12 protein-coding genes are annotated in these 15,386 nt (G+C 70.6%); 6 read left to right on the top strand and 6 right to left on the bottom strand.

The features are described 5' to 3' along the window. Window positions 1-24 precede the first annotated feature (24 nt). The 3 genes from G4Z16_RS24705 to G4Z16_RS24695 all read right to left on the bottom strand — a co-directional run bounded on the left by G4Z16_RS24705 (window position 25) and on the right by G4Z16_RS24695 (window position 3,061). Window positions 25-1,125, bottom strand: coding sequence for a hypothetical protein (locus G4Z16_RS24705; RefSeq protein WP_197352854.1), 1,101 nt, complete (start codon window positions 1,123-1,125; stop codon window positions 25-27). A gap of 306 nt (window positions 1,126-1,431) precedes the next feature. Beyond that, entirely contained in the window at window positions 1,432-2,019 is a 588-nt protein-coding gene (locus G4Z16_RS24700) for a TMEM165/GDT1 family protein (protein ID WP_197352853.1), read from the bottom strand. Between the two features lie 247 nt (window positions 2,020-2,266). Further along, window positions 2,267-3,061 (bottom strand): ABC transporter permease, encoded by a 795-nt coding sequence (locus G4Z16_RS24695; protein WP_197352852.1) that lies wholly within the window; start codon window positions 3,059-3,061, stop codon window positions 2,267-2,269. 298 nt (window positions 3,062-3,359) lie between these two features. Here G4Z16_RS24695 and G4Z16_RS24690 point away from each other — a divergent pair, with 298 nt between their 5' ends. The 3 genes from G4Z16_RS24690 to G4Z16_RS24680 all read left to right on the top strand — a co-directional run bounded on the left by G4Z16_RS24690 (window position 3,360) and on the right by G4Z16_RS24680 (window position 7,853). Continuing rightward, a complete protein-coding gene (locus G4Z16_RS24690) occupies window positions 3,360-4,031 on the top strand; it encodes an HNH endonuclease family protein (protein WP_197352851.1) in 672 nt (223 codons plus the stop codon). 1,064 nt (window positions 4,032-5,095) lie between these two features. Further along, window positions 5,096-6,967 carry an alkaline phosphatase D family protein gene (locus tag G4Z16_RS24685; protein WP_197352850.1) on the top strand — a complete coding sequence of 624 codons (1,872 nt, stop codon included), beginning with the start codon at window positions 5,096-5,098 and terminating at the stop codon, window positions 6,965-6,967. A 217-nt stretch (window positions 6,968-7,184) separates the two neighbouring features. Next, window positions 7,185-7,853 carry a DedA family protein gene (locus G4Z16_RS24680; RefSeq protein WP_197352849.1) on the top strand — a complete coding sequence of 223 codons (669 nt, stop codon included), beginning with the start codon at window positions 7,185-7,187 and terminating at the stop codon, window positions 7,851-7,853. Between the two features lie 151 nt (window positions 7,854-8,004). Here G4Z16_RS24680 and G4Z16_RS24675 read toward each other — a convergent pair whose 3' ends face one another. Continuing rightward, entirely contained in the window at window positions 8,005-9,081 is a 1,077-nt protein-coding gene (locus tag G4Z16_RS24675; RefSeq protein ID WP_197352848.1) for a chitinase, read from the bottom strand. 170 nt (window positions 9,082-9,251) lie between these two features. Next, window positions 9,252-9,857, bottom strand: coding sequence for a hypothetical protein (locus tag G4Z16_RS24670; RefSeq protein WP_197352847.1), 606 nt, complete (start codon window positions 9,855-9,857; stop codon window positions 9,252-9,254). Between the two features lie 268 nt (window positions 9,858-10,125). On the opposite strand from G4Z16_RS24670, the gene G4Z16_RS32715 reads away from it, so the two are divergent. Then, window positions 10,126-10,698, top strand: a complete 573-nt coding sequence (locus tag G4Z16_RS32715; protein WP_246531040.1) for a hypothetical protein — start codon at window positions 10,126-10,128, stop codon at window positions 10,696-10,698. Between the two features lie 233 nt (window positions 10,699-10,931). Here the strand turns inward: G4Z16_RS32715 and G4Z16_RS24660 are convergent, their stop codons facing one another. Next, window positions 10,932-11,327 (bottom strand): DUF2267 domain-containing protein, encoded by a 396-nt coding sequence (locus G4Z16_RS24660; RefSeq protein ID WP_197352846.1) that lies wholly within the window; start codon window positions 11,325-11,327, stop codon window positions 10,932-10,934. Between the two features lie 394 nt (window positions 11,328-11,721). On the opposite strand from G4Z16_RS24660, the gene G4Z16_RS24655 reads away from it, so the two are divergent. Then, entirely contained in the window at window positions 11,722-12,750 is a 1,029-nt protein-coding gene (locus G4Z16_RS24655) for a baeRF2 domain-containing protein (protein WP_197352845.1), read from the top strand. Between the two features lie 297 nt (window positions 12,751-13,047). Further along, complete coding sequence (locus tag G4Z16_RS24650) at window positions 13,048-15,285, top strand: HelD family protein (protein WP_197354879.1); 2,238 nt, start codon at window positions 13,048-13,050, stop codon at window positions 15,283-15,285. Window positions 15,286-15,386 lie beyond the last annotated feature (101 nt).

Below are 15,386 nucleotides of genomic sequence, written 5' to 3'. Positions count from 1 at the left end.
GGCCGAATTGCCGTGCGAGCGGGGTTACTTGGCGCTTCCCGGCGCCTGCCAGGTCACGGTCTTCGCCGAGCTGCCTTCACCCGTGAAGACGAGGGCGGCGGGCGAGTCGGTCTTCGGAAGCATGAAGACGGAGCACTCCCTCACGGAGGACTTCGGCTTCACGAGTCCGTCGGGCTTGGCGTCCGGGCACTGCGGGACGCCGTCGCCGCCGAAGTCGATCAGAGTCAGCCTGCGTGCCGACTGCCCGCTGACGGCGCGCAGTTCGGTCTTCTGGTTCATCTGCGGAAGCAGCTTGTGCGGGCCGTCGTTGCGGTATTCGACGGTGACGTAGTACGGAACCTTCTTCTTGTCGTCCGCATCCAGCTTGAACCGGCTGAGGTCCGCGAGCTTGCCGGCCCGGATGCTCCGGGGCGTCGCCCGAACCTTGACGGTGCGGCCCTCGGCGTCCTCAACGGCCGACTCCGCCGGCTTCTTCAACGGAAGTACGTCGCTGGGAAGTTCGCCCTTCCCGCCGTCGCCGGCCTTCCAGATGACCGGGTCGCTCTCGTTGCCGCGGGCGTCCCGGCCGGTGTAGGAGACCGCGGCCGGCGGCCGGTTCTTCGGCATCATGACGATCCGGCACACGGTCGCCTTGCCGCCCGGCTCCAGCGATTCCGGTGCGCTCTTTGAACACGCCTTCGGCAGACCGGACTTCTTGGAGAGCGCCGAGGAGAAGACGGAGACCACCTCGCCCGCCTTCCCGTCCGCGGCGGCGAGCGCGAAGTCCCTTTCGGGCGAAGGCCGTTCCAGCCGCTTCTTGCTCTCGTTCGTGTACGAGACCGTGAGGTAGTAGGGCACCTTGCCCTTCAGGTCGTCGTCCAGCCGGACATTCTTGAAGTCGGCCTCGGAACCGCGTGCCAGTCCGCTGGGAGCCGCCCGCAGCGCATGCGACTGATTCTTGAGATCCGACCAGCTGATCTCGCGCTGCTGCTTCTCCACCGGGACGGGACGCACGGGAGCGGCCTGCTCGGGCGCGTCCGCCGAGGCCTTCCCCTCCTGCTCCGAATCGCCGCCGCCACAGGCCGCCGCGGCCAGCATCAGCACGACAACGCCCGCTGCCCTGCCTATACGTCCGTCAATACGCACAGGTTCCCCCGTCTTCGATTCGTGGTCCGGTTCTGGTCCGGGCCCGGTTCCGCCCGGCGCCTCACCGCTCAACTGCCGCTTCGGCCTGCCGAGTCGGAGGAGAGCGGGAAACATCGCGGTGACGCGAGGGGCATCAGAGTAAGGCACCGCTCACCGGGCGCATCATCAGGAGGAGGAAGTCCGGCGCAGAGGCTCACGCCGCCGGGGAAGGCCGCTCGGCGATCAGGCCGTGCGGCGTCCCGAACCGGCGTCCCGTCACGGCGCCTCGTCACGGCGCCTCGTCGCTGCGTCCGGTCGCGGTCTCCGTCACGGCGCCACGGCCTCGTACAGGCTGAAGGCGGCAAGACCGATCATGACCAGTGCGGCGACCCTGGTGATCCACCGCAGTGGCACGAAGCGCATGAGCGTACGGCCGCCGAGGATGCCGATCGCCGCCACCGACCACAGCGCGAGCACGGCGCCGAGGCCGACCGAGACGGGGTCGTCGTAGCGGGCCGCGAGGTTGGCGGTCATGATCTGGGTCAGGTCTCCGAACTCCGCGACCAGGATGAGCATGAAGCCGCTGGAGGCCACCTTCCAGAAGGACTGGCCTGCCGGGGTCCTGGCCTGCTCCTCCCCCTCCCCTTCGTCCTTCTTCAGCAGCAGCACCGCGGCCCCGGCGAGGAAGAGCACACCGACCACGGCCTGGACGATGCGGTGCGGAAGCAGCGTCAGTACGCTGCCGGCCGCCACAGCGAGAACGACGTGCAGGACGAAGGCGGCGGCGACGCCCGCGAAGACGTACGAGGCGCGGTAGCGCGTCCCCAGCATCAGCCCCGCGAGGGCTGTCTTGTCGGGCAGTTCTGCGAGGAAGACGACGCCGAAGACGACGGCTGCGACGGAAAGGCTGATCACTGATCGGTCCTCCGGGAAGGGCTGCCGTCCCGGAGCGGAGCACGCTTCGGCACGGCAGCGTCGTACATGACTGACGCTGCTAGGCCGAAGGTCTCGCTGGCGCCGCAGACCCGGACCGGCTGTCAGCCGGCTGTCCGGGATGCCGCGCTCCGGGCGCCGGGGCGGGACGTACGGCAGGGCGCACCGTCACGGAGACGGAGGCCGCAGACCGGAGGTCCGCCCAGTATGTCGACGGTCCGGCGAAGAGCTACTCCCCTTCTGCAGGGAGCAAGGCTAGACGATGCATACGTCCGAAGGCGACGAGCTCCAGGACGGCAGCCACGGCGACCACCTGCACCAGCAGCAGAGCGACGAGCACGAACAGCTGCACCGCACCCGCCATCAGGGGCGAGGCTCCGCCGAGCAGCATGCCCACGAAGGCACCGGGAAGGGTGACGAGGCCCACGGTCCGGGTCTGGTCGAGTCCGGGCAGCAGCGCCCCGGCAGCGGCAGGGCGCGCTATCTCCAGCCGGGCCTCGCGCAGCGGCAGGCCGAGCGCGAGGGCCGCCTCCACCTCACCGTTGCGGGTCTCGAGCTCCTCGAGTGCGCGCCGTCCCGCCAGAACGGTCGCCGTGAGCGCGCCGCCCGTCAGGATGCCGGCGACGGGAACGAGCACGATCCCGCGCAACGGCACGAGCCCCGTGACGAGCAGCACCGCCAGCACGGGCAGCACCCCCGCGGTGATGGGGGCGGCGGCCCACCACCAGGTGCTGTTGGGGGTGATGCGCCGCCCCGCGGTACGTATCGCCACCGCCAGCATCAGCGCCACGAAGGCCAGCAACGAGGGCACGGCGCCCACGACCCAGCCGATCACCGCGGAGACGGCGGCGAGTTGAGCGGCGGCGCGGAGACCGGCGGTGAGGACGGACCGGGCGTAGGAGCGGCCGTCGTCTTGGGCGAGGCGCGCGAGAGAGGCCACGGCGACCGCGGCCAGCAGCAGGACGGCCAGCACGACGCCGAGCGTGTGGCCGACGGGGAGCAGTGCTTCGGCGGCGAGCGGCATGGGAGACCCCCTTGCGGGCGGTCCGGCAGGGCTCCGGTGGAGGCTCCGGCGGGACGGATTGTGCGTCATGTACGAGGCGGGCGTGATGTACCGGAGGGGCAGGTGGGAGGCGATAAGTGAAGTCTGCGGGGCGGGTGTTGGACGTTCCGTCAGCGGATTGTGACCAAGGCCTTGATGTGACGTGAACACGTCGTCACGCTGTTACCTGATGCCTGCCTTCCGGCAACGTGTCGTCGGCAACATCAGTCCAACACGGGCTGCACGCCTTGCAATATCCCCCCACACCGAGGGAGTTCGTATGCAGAAGCGCATACGCACCGAGCTCTACGCGCGTCGCCGCAAATCGGTCATCATCGCCGCGCTCGCCGCGCCCTGCGCCGGGCTGCTGCTGTTCACGAGCGGGATCTCGACGGCCCAGGCCGAGCCGCCCGCCCCGCCCAGCGCCTCCGAGGCGAAGACCATGCTGGACGGGCTGAAGGAGCAGGCAGAAGGCTCCATGGATGGCTACGACCGCGAGAAGTTCCCGCACTGGAGCGACCAGGGCGACGGATGCGACACCCGGGAAGCCGTACTCAAGCGTGACGGCGAGGGCGTGGAGACCGGCAGCGACTGCTACCCGAGCAGTGGCTCCTGGACCAGCCCGTACGACGACGGCAAGTGGACCGACCCCTCGGACGTCGACATCGACCACATGGTGCCGCTCGCCGAATCCTGGACCTCGGGCGCCAGCGACTGGACGCAGGACAAGCGTGAGCAGCTCGCCAACGACATGAAGATCTCGCAGCTCCTCGCTGTCACGGACAACGTGAACCAGACGAAGAGCGATCAGGACCCGGCCGAGTGGATGCCCCCGAAGGACGACTTCCACTGCACCTACGCCCGGATGTGGATCTGGGTGAAGAGCACCTACGAACTGACCGCGGACTCGGCCGAGAAGAGCGCACTCACCGAGGCTCTCGGCAAGTGCTGAGTTCTGCCGTTTCCGGCTAGCCGGGGCACGGGCGCCCCTCGGCTCGGAACACGGGTCACAACGCAGAGCACTGCTCCGGAATGCACCTCTCCACGCGAGGGATCAGGGCAATTCCGGAGCAGTGCTCTTCTTTTTTCGTGCGGGGCCGGTGCGGAGGCTGAGGCGGTTGGAACGCGTGCCGGTTCGGGGCACGCTCCGGGTTCCGGGTTCCGGGTTCCGGGCTCCGGGCTCCGGGTTCGGCCCCTGGGTTCGGCCCGGGTTCCGGGCTCTGGGTTCGGGTTCCGGGCTCCGGGTTCCGGGCTCCGGGCTCCGGGTTCGGCCCCGGGCTCCGGGTTCCGGGCTCGACCCGGGCTCTGGGTTCGGGCTCCGGGCTCTGGGCTCGGCTCCAGGTTCCGGGTTCCGGGCTCGGCTCCAGGCTCCGGCTTCCGGGTTCGACCCCGGGCTCCGGGCGCCGGGCTCCGGGCTCCGGGTCTGCGACGGCGGGTTGCGGGCGGGCGGGCGGCGCGGGTTCGGTGCGCTTCAGTGAGCAGTGCTCTCGTCATGGATCGGCTGCCGCACTGCTCTACGCGCATCGGCGTGGAGCAACCCCTCCCCGATTTCGTGGAGCACCGCTCTTCGACGTGGAGCACCGCTCTCCAAGCAGAGCGCGAGTCCCGTATGTGACGGTGAGCACCGCTCTCCCTTCGGAGCATGGGCGTTCGACCCTGGGGCGGCGGGGGCCTCCCCGTCGGCGCGCAAGGGCCACATTCGCGAGCACCGCTCTCGGAACGGAGCGCGCGCCCCACCCGAGAACGCCCGCCGCGGGACCTAGGCAGAGGGCTGGGGCCACCGCCCGCACCCGCGAGCACCGCTCTCGCGTCGGAACACCGGGACTCCGGCACCGGCACGTGCACCGCTCACACCCGCGAGCACCGCTCTCGGAACGGAGCACCTGTCCTACCAAGAGCACCGCTCTCGCGCCGGAACAGCGGTGCTCCAAAAGAAAGGGCGGTGCTCTCGCTGCAGGAAACTCGCCGGTTGCCCTGGTCGTTCCGTACCGTGCGGGACGACGGAGGGAGAACTCCATGGGCAGGCTGCGCCTGGGACCGCTGCTGCGTTACGTCGACGAGGACACGGCGACGATCTGGATCGAGACCGACGGGCCTTGCGAGGCCGAGGTCCGCTGTGCCCCGGGCAGCGCCGGCGGCAGCGCCCGCACCTGGCAGATCTCGGGCCATCACTACGCGCTGATCACCGTCGTCGGCCTCGAACCCGGCACCGAGACCGCCTACCGGCTGCTCCTCGACGGCACGGAGGTGTGGCCCCTGCCCGACTCCCCGCTGCCTCCGAGCACGATCCGTACCCCCGCACCCGGTACGGGCACGGTCGATGTCGCCTTCGGCTCGTGCCGCTGGGCCGCCCGGCCCTCCGCCAGCTCCCACGACCCCGTCGGCCCCGACGCGCTCGACGCCCTCGCCCAGCGCGCCATCGCGGGCGGCGAGCGCCCGGACGTCCTCCTGCTCCTCGGCGACCAGGTCTACGCGGACGAGACCTCCGAGGCCGTACGCGAGAAGCTCTCCGTGAGACGGGACCTTTCGGAGCCGCCGTGGAGCCAGGTCGCCGACTTCGACGAATACACGCTCCTCTACGACGAGTCCTGGACGGACCCGGAGGTGCGCTGGCTGCTCTCGACCGTGCCCAGCTGCATGATCTTCGACGACCACGACGTGATAGACGACTGGAACACCAGCGACGCGTGGCGCCGCGAGATGCGGGAGACCGGCTGGTGGCGCGAGCGGATCCTGGGCGGGCTGGCCTCGTACTGGGTCTACCAGCACCTGGGCAACCTCTCGCCGGGCGAGCTCGCCGAGGACTCCGTCCTCGCCGCCGTACGCGCCGCGGGGGACGGGACGGCGGTGCTGCGTGAGTTCGTGGAGCGCGCCGACACGCATCCGGACACCGCGCGGTGGAGCTTCCGCCGTGACTTCGGCAGGGTGCGCATGCTGATCGTCGACACCCGGGCGGCAAGGGTGCTGGACGAACAGCAGCGGGCCATGCTCGGCAAGCAGCAGATGACGTGGCTGCGCGAGCAGATGCTGACGGGCACGGGACCGGACGACGGCCCGGGCGGCATCGCGACCCTCGGAGGCCCCGGCACCACGGCCCCCGGCCCCGGCACACCCGCCGCGGGAACCCCCACCCACGGAACGGCCGACGCCGGACCACCCGTCACCTCCGGGCACGGGAACGACAGCGGCTACGACCACCTCCTCCTCGGCACATCCCTCCCATGGCTTCTCCCTCCCGCGATCCACGACGCCGAGGCATGGAACGCCGCACTGTGCCGCGGCGTGAGGGGTGACCGCTGGGCGCGCGTCGGCGAAGCGATGCGACGTGCGGGCGACTTGGAGCACTGGGCCGCCTACCCCGGTTCGTTCGAGGCGCTGAGCGAACTCGTGGAGGAGGTCGCCGGCGCGCACAGGGCACCCTCGACGGTGTGCGTCCTGTCCGGGGACGTGCACCACGCCTACGTCAGCGAGCCCCGGTTCAGCAGTCCCGTCACGTCGCGGGTGCTGCAGCTGACCTGCTCACCGATGCACAACAGCATCCCGGCGGTGATGCGCGCCGGCTTCCGCTTCGGCTGGAGCCGCGCCGGGCGCAGCCTGGGACGTGCCCTGGCGCGCCACGGGCGCACGGGGCGTCCCGTGGTCAAGTGGAAGCGCTCCGGCGGTCCCTGGTTCGGCAATCAGCTCATGACGCTCCGGCTGCGCGGCCGTGCGGCCGAGTTGTGGCTGGAGCAGGCGCGGGCGGTTCCCGAGGGCGCGGACAGTCCGGGCGGTGTTCCCGGCGCGGGGCGCGGCATCCGCTCCCGCCTGGACCGGATTCTCGAGCGGACGCTCGTCCCGGCGCAGTCGTCTCCCCCGTCCTCCAACGAGCCCGGCCGCAGCGGAGGTTGACCTTCCGCCAAGGAGCGGCCCAGCGGGGGTCCCCGGCCCTGAATATCCGTTATCCCGCTGAGACAGGACCGAGATCGATCCCGCACGTCCCAGCCGTCCCCCGCGTCACCCACGGGCGTACGCTGGAGCGACCTTGATTTGACTGACTGACTGACTTCGTTCCCGCCCGGGAACGCACGGGGCGGCACAGCGACCGCGAGAGGTACGGGGACGAACGGTGCTGGAGATCCTGGGGTCTTTGACCGGATCCCCATGGCTGTACGGCATGATCGCTGCCTCCGTGCTGCTCGACGTCTTCGTGCCTCTGCTGCCCAGCGGGGTCCTCGTCGTCGCCGCCGGAACCGCCGTCGCGGGCACGGCCGCCGATGCAGCGGCCCTGCCCAGCCACGCACGTGACGCCGCCGAGTCGGCGCACCTCCCGGAGATCGTCGCCCTGGTGCTGTGCGCGGCCACCGCCTCGGTGCTCGGCGACCTCGTCGCGTACCGCATGGCCCGGCGGGGCGGTGACCGATTCGACCGCGCCCTGTCCCGTTCGCGCCGTCTGAAGGCCGCTCAGGAGAAGCTCGGCCAGGCGCTCGCCGGTGGCGGGGGCGCGCTTGTGGTGCTGGCCCGGTTCGCACCAGCAGGGCGGTCCCTCGTGAGCCTCACCGCGGGGGCCGCACACCGGCGCGCGAAGGAGTTCGTCCCGTGGTCGGCGCTGGCGGGGCTCACATGGGCCGCGTACAGCGTGGGCCTCGGCTACTTCGGTGGCCGCTGGCTCGGAGCGACCTGGCTCGGGACGGCGGTCTCGGTGCTGGCGCTGTTCACGTTCGGCACGCTCGCGGCGTACGCGCTGCGCCGGACGGCTGACGATCCGGCGCCTCGGAAGCGCGGGCGCTCCGTCTAGCGGCACGAACCCGTTCCGGGCATGCCACGGCTCGGTCGCCCTCCGCTCAGAGCCCGTGCCCCGCACCGGAGTTCACCGCCGAAGTTCACCGCCCGCGTTCACCGACCGCGTTCACCACCCGCATTCCGCGTCCCGGCTCGGCGGGATGCATTCACCGCCCGTACTGGGCCAGCGTCCTGGTGTACTCCCAGGGCTTCTGCTGCACGCCCGAACACGAGTCCTCCGCCGGGTAGGGGCGGCTGCCGCAGGGCCGGTCTCGGTTGGCGGACCAGAAGGTGAGCCTGCTCAGCTTGTGTTCGCGCGCGTGGGCGGCGATGGTCCGGAAGTCCGCGACGCCGATCGTCTCGCCCTCGCCCGTGATCCCGTTCATGGACGAGACGCCGCTGTGCTCGTACGCCTCGGTCTCCGTGTAGCCGTAGGCGTTCACCAGCCGGTTCCTGAGCCCGTCCACCGCGCGGGTGCTGATGCGTCCCATGTCCTCGCCCTTCGCGGAGGGCGCGAAGGAGAAGGGCATGATGCTCCAGGCGTCCGGCTCCACACCCGCCTGCGCCGCCCGGTCGATGAGCGAACTGTCCGGCCCGGAACGGTAGCTGGGCAGCGTGACGTACGTGACCAGTCCGGGGTTCGCCTCCTGTACGGCGGCGAGCGCACCGAGCATCTTCAGCTGCGCCCGGGCGCTCCGGTAGGCGCTCATCTCGATGTCGATGTCGATCGCCTTGAGGTCGTAGGCGTCGATCACCTTCTGGTACGCGGCCGCGAGCGACGCCGAGTCGGGGCAGCTCTGCTCCAGCTTGTGGCCCGCTCCGCCCCCGAACGAGGGGATGACGTCGCCGCCGGCCTTCCGCACGGCCCGGACCGTACGCTCGTCGACGCCGCCGGTCAGCGGCCGGTACCCGTCCCAGCGCGGCTCGCATGTGCCGCTGCTGAGGACGAAGGCGAGCGAGAACCAGCGCACGCCCGTCTCCTCCATCACTTTCGCCGGGTCCGGCGGGTCTCCCCAGCCGAGCGAGAGGTACGGGGCGACCGCCATCGGGGCGGGCGGCGGCGGTGCGGCAGCCGCTCGTGGCGCAGCGGGAGCGACGGGAGTCGCGGCACCGGCGATGGCCAGGGCGAGCGCGGCGACAGCGAGGGCGCGGCCGAGACCGGCCCGCACCGTCACGGGGCGGTGGGTGCGGCCACCGCCGGGACCGGTGGTGCGGGTGGCGCGAAGGCGAGTCAGTGCTCTCATCCGATCCCTCATCTCTCGGCCGGTGCCCCTCCCCTGCCGAGATGCTGGACACGCCGGGCCCCGGGACACAGCAGCCTGGCCCCGGCGTGTCCTGCGCCCGTACGGGCGCCTGCTCGCACCGCCCGCGCCTCAACCTCCCGTGGTCCACGGGACGTTGAGGGAATGCGGGGTCACTCCTCCGGGCGGTCGATCTCCGAGAAGCCCTCACTCCGCTCCCAGCGGAGGGTGTAGAGACCGGAGTCGCTGTCGTAGAGGAAGACGACCCTGCTGCCGTCGTCGTTGATGGACGTGTCCTGCCAGCCGTCGAAGTCCTTCGTGATGTCGATGTCCCAGTCGGTCAGATCGCCTGTGCCCACCCCGGCGACCGACTCGGTCGGCGGCTCACCGTCCGAGCAGTAGAGGCCGAAGTCGGCGATGAGGGAGACCGTGCCTTCTCGCTCGGCGAGGCCGACGCCCTGGCAGAGGTCCGTCTTGGTCTTGTAGAGCGTCTTCCACTTGCTCCACTTCCCGCCGCCGGCGGGCTGGTGCCTCTCCTGCACGCCGGTGCCCTTCACCAGCCGGACGTTGACCTTGCGGCCGTCGCCGAGTTCGAGCGTCGACTCGTAGTCGTCGTCCGCGGCCGCCGCGGCCGGCTCGTGTCGTACATCGGCGCTGCTCCTGTCCCCCTGCACGTCCTCAGCGGCGGAGACGCCTTGTGCGGTGCCGTAACCCGTCGCCAGCAGCGCGACGACGGCCAGCCCGGCAAGTCCTGCCCTGTGTGCCTTGCGGATGCCCACGTCGTGATTCCCCTCTGAGTGGTCGTTCCCCGGCGGAGCGCCTCCACCCAGCGGCGGAGACGCTCCGAAGACGCTGCCGGCACGCTGCCCGGTTCCCGTCGCCCGCACGGGCCGGGACCTCCAACGCCTGGGCCGTGGCGGCCAGTTCGGCAAGTTCAGCAACCATCACGAGAATTACTTGAACGCCGTACAACCATCGCCTCACTTCGCCGGTCACATCATCGCCACCCCGCCTTCACTCCTCCATCACATTCACGGAGACACGACGATGAGCCGACAGCAGCCCGGCTGGGGCGCCCCCACCTCGACGTACCCGCCCGCCCCGCAGCCCCGCAAGTCCTCCACCGGCAAGTTCCTGGGCATCGGATGCTTCGGCATCGTCGCCCTGGTCATACTCATCGTGCTCGCCTCGGCCGTGATGGGCGGCGGCGAGAGCGGCAACAGCGGATCGGGGAAGCCCGCGGTGTCCGGAAACACCGACGACAAGACGAAGGGCGAGGCGCAGGAGGAGCCGAAGGACGCGGCCAAGGCGAAGCCGGGGGCCGACAAGGGCGCGGCGGAGAAGGCCGTCTTCAAGGTCTGGGGCACCGCACCCGCCGGCCTCGACATCAACTACGGCAGCGACTCCGATTCCATCCAGGGCGAGGGCCTGCCCATGACCAAGGCCATGAAGCTGAAGGACGACGCGTTGTGGTACCACGTCAACGCCCAGCTCCAGGGCGGCGGAGACATCCACTGCTCCGTCACGGTCGACGGCAAGACGAAAAGGGGCCACGCCTCGGGCGGATACAACATCTGCGACGCCCAGCTGTCCGGCGACATGCCCGGCGGCTGGAACTGATCTGACCGCTCGTCACGGTCCGACCGCCCGTCACGGCGGAACAGCGATACCCCGACCCGGCCGTTAGTCCGGTCACCTGAGCACGTCGCGGGCCCGCCGCATGTTCGCGGCGGGCCTTTGTCGCAGGACGTCCGGCACACGGAGCGCGCGTGGACCGCACAGGGAACCCCGAGCCGCACAGACCCGGGATTCCCCCGTACATGCCGCTGAGTCCGCGCTGCTGCGAAGTCGCCTCAGCGACGGTTGCTCACCTGCTTGTGGAACAGCGGGGCGAAGTCGTCGGGAAGCTGACTGACCAGATGCCTGACCTGCCCGGCGGAAACCGCGTGGGAAACCGCCGAGAGCACAGCCTTGGCGTCCCATTCGGCGGTGTGGGGGCGGGCGCCGGTGCGTTCGCTGATGCGGCGGTAGAACTCGTTCAGATCGAAGGGTTCACCGTCGGCGCGGTCCTCGTCCCGCAGAGGCTCGTCCAGGGGCGGGGGAATCTGCGCGGCGAGATCGCGAGCCTCGCTCGCCGTGATCCGGGAGGCCAGAACCGTCAGGACGGCATAGGTCACGCGGTAGGCCTCGTCCTGATCCTGGTAGTCACCCAGGTCGCGGACCTGTGCCAGGAATTCGTCCTCGCGCATGAGTGGACACCTGCCTTCGTCATTCCGGGTTTCACCGGCGACCGATCGCCGGAAAAACCTCTCTCGCATGCAGGGCACGGAAAGGCTGGGCAGCGGACCTTTCCCGATGGGGGAATTTCTGGGTTTCCCTGTGCGTGCCGCTGAAACCGGCCTCGTTTCATGCACAGCCCTTCGGTAAAGAAAATACCCTTGCTTCCTATATGCACCGTTCAATCCCACTTACGAAGGGATTGAGTTGATTGATTCCGTTGGGTTTCGACGGGCCGGTGAGAGGCAAGCCGGACGGCGGCCTCACGTTGCGTCCGGCCCCGGAAGTTCACTGCGGCTGACTGGTGAGGCCCGGGGGCCGGCCACAGAAAGCCGCTTGCACAGCCCAGAGCCGAAGGAGCAAGCAGTGGAACTCAGTCCGCTCAAGCCGCTTTACGCGGAAGGGGAAGCCTTCGCCACCGTCTACCTGGAGGGCCGCTCTCCTGGCGAGGACGCCGCGGACCAGGTCCGGCTTCGCTGGAAGTCCCTGCGGGAGAGGCTCCGGGCCGACGGTGCCAACGAGGCCACGCTCGCAGCGCTCGACAAGGCTCTCGCGCGGGACAAGGCGGGCGAGGAGCAGGTCAACGGCCGGGTTCTCGTGGCGTCCGACCGGGGCGAGGTCGTTCTCGACGAGCCGTGGGACGCCTCGCTGGGCGCGGGTGACGACGCCCGCTGGGGCGTACTTCCCCAACCGGGTGCCTACGTACGGGAGGCCACCCACGCGGCACGGGTACTGCTGCTCGTCGCCGGGCATGCCGGGACGAAGTTGAGCAGGCTCGTCGTTGCCCGGGACCCGGCGGAGTCACCGAACGGGCCGCAGGACGGTGCGGCCGAGGGTTCACACCGCTCGCGTACGGGAGAGCCGGCCCACCGGCGCATCCGGCATCGCACGGATGACGCCACGGTTGCGAACGGCGACGCCCTGGCGGCGGCAGTCTCCTCGGCGCTCGGCCGCTTCACACCCGACGTGGTGATCCTCGCCGGCGAGGTACAGGACCGCACGTCCTCGCGCGACCAGCTGCCCGGCGACCTGCACGACAAGATCGTGGAGACCTCGCGCGGCGGCGCACCCGACCTCGGAGCCCAGGAAGCCCTGGACGAAGAGGTACTGCGCATCGCCACCGAGCACATCGAGCGGCGACTCCAGGACAACGCGTCCCGGCTGCGGGAAGCGCTGGGACACCGGGACGCGGTGCAGGGCGACGCACAGGTCCTCAAGGCCGCCGAGACCGGAGCCCTGGAAACCCTGCTGCTGGAGGAGGGAACGGACGCGAAGCGGGAGTCCCTGCTCCTGAGAGAGGCCTCGCGGACCGGCGCCCGCCTGGCCCTCGTGCCGCAGGGCACTGGGTTGGAGAGCGGCAGCGCCGGCATCCTGCGCTTCCACCCCGAGGGCTGACCGGGCCCAACTGCGGGCGAGCAGCGGCCATTTCACCGCATCAGGCCGCCCACCGCTCGCCCGGTGCACCATGGAGGCCCGCCGCGAACGGCGCCTCACCAGGAGCCGCAGGGAGGGCGTGCGGCCACGCTGTGCCCACGCGGGAGCGGTGACACATCAAAAAAGCCCTGGATGAATTGGCATCCGGGGCTTGATCTCGCGTATATTCAATTTTTCGTGCCCACATATAAAAAGGCAACGGAAGAATTCAGCTGGGAGCAGCATATCCCGTCAGGAGTGGAATTGTCAACCGACGAAATGCGGCAGGAACAGCAATTCATCACCGGCCTCTACACCCGCCTCGACCAGCTCAGGGAGCAGGCCGAGGAATCGATGCGCGACGCCCTCGTGCAGGCCGGGACCGGTTATCAGGCCAGGCTCGAACGGGATGTGCTGGTGGCGGAGCAGTCCGGGCTGCTCAGTGCGATCCACGCGGGCGAGAACGGGCTCTGTTTCGGACGCCTCGACTTCCGGGACGGCGGGACCCACCACATCGGGCGCATCGGAATCCGTCAGGACGACCCGTCCCGTACACCGCTGGTGATCGACTGGCGGGCGGACGTGGCGCGCCCCTTCTATCTGGCCACCGGTCACACTCCGATGGGCCTGCGGCGCAGACGGCACATCACCACCGAGGGACGCACCGTAACCGCGCTCCACGACGAGCTGATGGACCTCAGCGACCCGACGCGCACCGGCCACGAGGGCACGGACGCCGACGAGGTCCTGCTGGCCGCCCTGGACGCCGCCCGCACGGGCCGGATGCACGACATCGTGCGGACGATCCAGGCCGAGCAGGACAGCATCATCCGGGCACCGCACCAGGGCGTCATGGTCGTCGAGGGCGGTCCCGGCACCGGGAAGACCGTGGTCGCGCTGCACCGGGCGGCGTATCTGCTGTACGAGCACCGGGAGTTGCTGGCCCGTCGGGCAGTGCTGATCGTCGGCCCGAACCCGGCCTTCCTGAGCTACATCGGCGACGTTCTGCCGTCCCTGGGCGAGACCGGGGTTCTGCTGGCGACACCCGGCGAGCTCTTCCCCGGTGTGCGCGCCACCGGCACCGACAGTCCGGCCGCTGCCGAGGTCAAGGGACGCGCCGCAATGGCCGACGTGCTGGCGAAGGCGCTGCGTGACCGTCAGACCGCGCCCGACTGGGCGACGGAGATCGACCACGACGACTACGGGACGCTCCAGCTGGAACGGGCCATGGCCGAGGACGCGCGCTGGCGGGCGCGCGAGAGCGGGCTGCCGCACAACCTGGCCAGGCCCGTCTTCGCGTTCCACATCATCGACGCGCTCACGGACCAGCTGGTCGAGCGGATCGGCGCCGACCCGTTCGGCGGGCCGAATCTGCTGGGGCCCGACGACATCGCCCAGATGGGCAAGGAGATCGCGACGAGTCCGGCGGTCCACGCGGCCATCGACGAGCTGTGGCCGCAGCTCACCCCGCAGGAGTTCGTCGCGGACTTCCTCGCGGAGCCGGTCCACCTCGACGACGAGTCGGCCGCGCTGATCCGCCGTCAGGGCGGGGCATGGACCCAGGCCGACGTGCCGCTCCTCGACGAGGCCGCCGAACTGCTCGGCGAGGACGACAGCGCCGCCCAGGTGGCTGCCGAGGCCGAACGCCAGGAGCGGATCGCCTACGCACAGGGCGTGTTGGAGCTGTCCGCCGGCTCGGAGACGTACGAGTTCGAGGACGAGGAGTCCGAGGTCCTCGCCGCGCACGACATCATCGACGCCGAACGCATGGCCGAACGGCACGAGGAGGCCGACCACCGCAGCGCCGCCGAGCGTGCGGCGGCCGACCGGACCTGGGCGTTCGGCCACATCGTCGTCGACGAGGCGCAGGAGCTCTCGGCGATGGCGTGGCGGCTGCTGATGCGGCGCATCCCGACTCGCTCCATGACGCTCGTCGGTGACCCCGCGCAGACCGCGGAAACCGCCGGGCTCGGCTCCTGGGAACGCGTACTGGAACCGTATGTCGGCGATCGCTGGGAGCACGTGCGGCTGGGGGTCAACTACCGTACGCCCGCCGAGATCATGGAGGTGGCGGCCCGGTTCCGGCGGGCGCACGACCCCTCGTTCGTCGCGCCCCGCTCGGTGCGGTCGACCGGTGTGCGGCCCTGGGCGCGGCGAGTCGCCACCGCCGGCCTCGCCGCCGCCGTGGCGCGGGAAGCCGCGGCGGCCCTGGACGGGGGACGGGCCGCGGTCATCGCCCCGGCTGCGCTGCACGCATCGCTCCTGACGGAGCTGCCGGACGCGGCTCACGGGCCGGAGCCCGACCTCACCCGGGACGTGGTGCTGCTGGACGCCCGGCAGGCGAAGGGGCTCGAGTTCGACACGGTGCTGGTCGTGGAACCGGCCGAGTACGGGGTGAGCGATCTGTACGTCGCCCTGACCCGCGCCACCCAGCGCCTCGGGGTGCTGCACACCGGCGAACTGCCCGCGGAGCTCGGCGGATTGGAGGCAGCGGGGGCCGAACAGGGCCGTCCCTAGGCGCGTTTCACGGCGTGGGCAAGGGAGTGGGCAAGGCAGACGGCCGTCATGGACGGCGGTCGGCCGGCCACCGGTCCACGCCGCGGTGCACGCAGTGACCG

It is taken from the genome of Streptomyces bathyalis, from assembly GCF_015910445.1.
In the GTDB taxonomy this organism is placed as follows: Bacteria; Actinomycetota; Actinomycetes; order Streptomycetales; family Streptomycetaceae; genus Streptomyces; species Streptomyces bathyalis.
The sequence above is the reverse complement of the archived record's forward strand: the minus strand, read 5'-3'. Positions and strand labels throughout refer to the sequence as shown.

Bases quoted from the DNA above. Each gene is read 5' to 3' on its own strand.
- G4Z16_RS24695 (WP_197352852.1), bottom strand. From the start codon at position 3,061: ATGCCGCTCGCCGCCGAAGCACTGCTCCCCGTCGGCCACACGCTCGGC.
- G4Z16_RS24690 (WP_197352851.1), top strand. From the start codon at position 3,360: ATGCAGAAGCGCATACGCACCGAGCTCTACGCGCGTCGCCGCAAATCG.
- G4Z16_RS24685 (WP_197352850.1), top strand. From the start codon at position 5,096: ATGGGCAGGCTGCGCCTGGGACCGCTGCTGCGTTACGTCGACGAGGAC.
- G4Z16_RS24675 (WP_197352848.1), bottom strand. From the start codon at position 9,081: ATGAGAGCACTGACTCGCCTTCGCGCCACCCGCACCACCGGTCCCGGC.
- G4Z16_RS32715 (WP_246531040.1), top strand. From the start codon at position 10,126: ATGAGCCGACAGCAGCCCGGCTGGGGCGCCCCCACCTCGACGTACCCG.
- G4Z16_RS24660 (WP_197352846.1), bottom strand. From the start codon at position 11,327: ATGCGCGAGGACGAATTCCTGGCACAGGTCCGCGACCTGGGTGACTAC.
- G4Z16_RS24650 (WP_197354879.1), top strand. From the start codon at position 13,048: ATGCGGCAGGAACAGCAATTCATCACCGGCCTCTACACCCGCCTCGAC.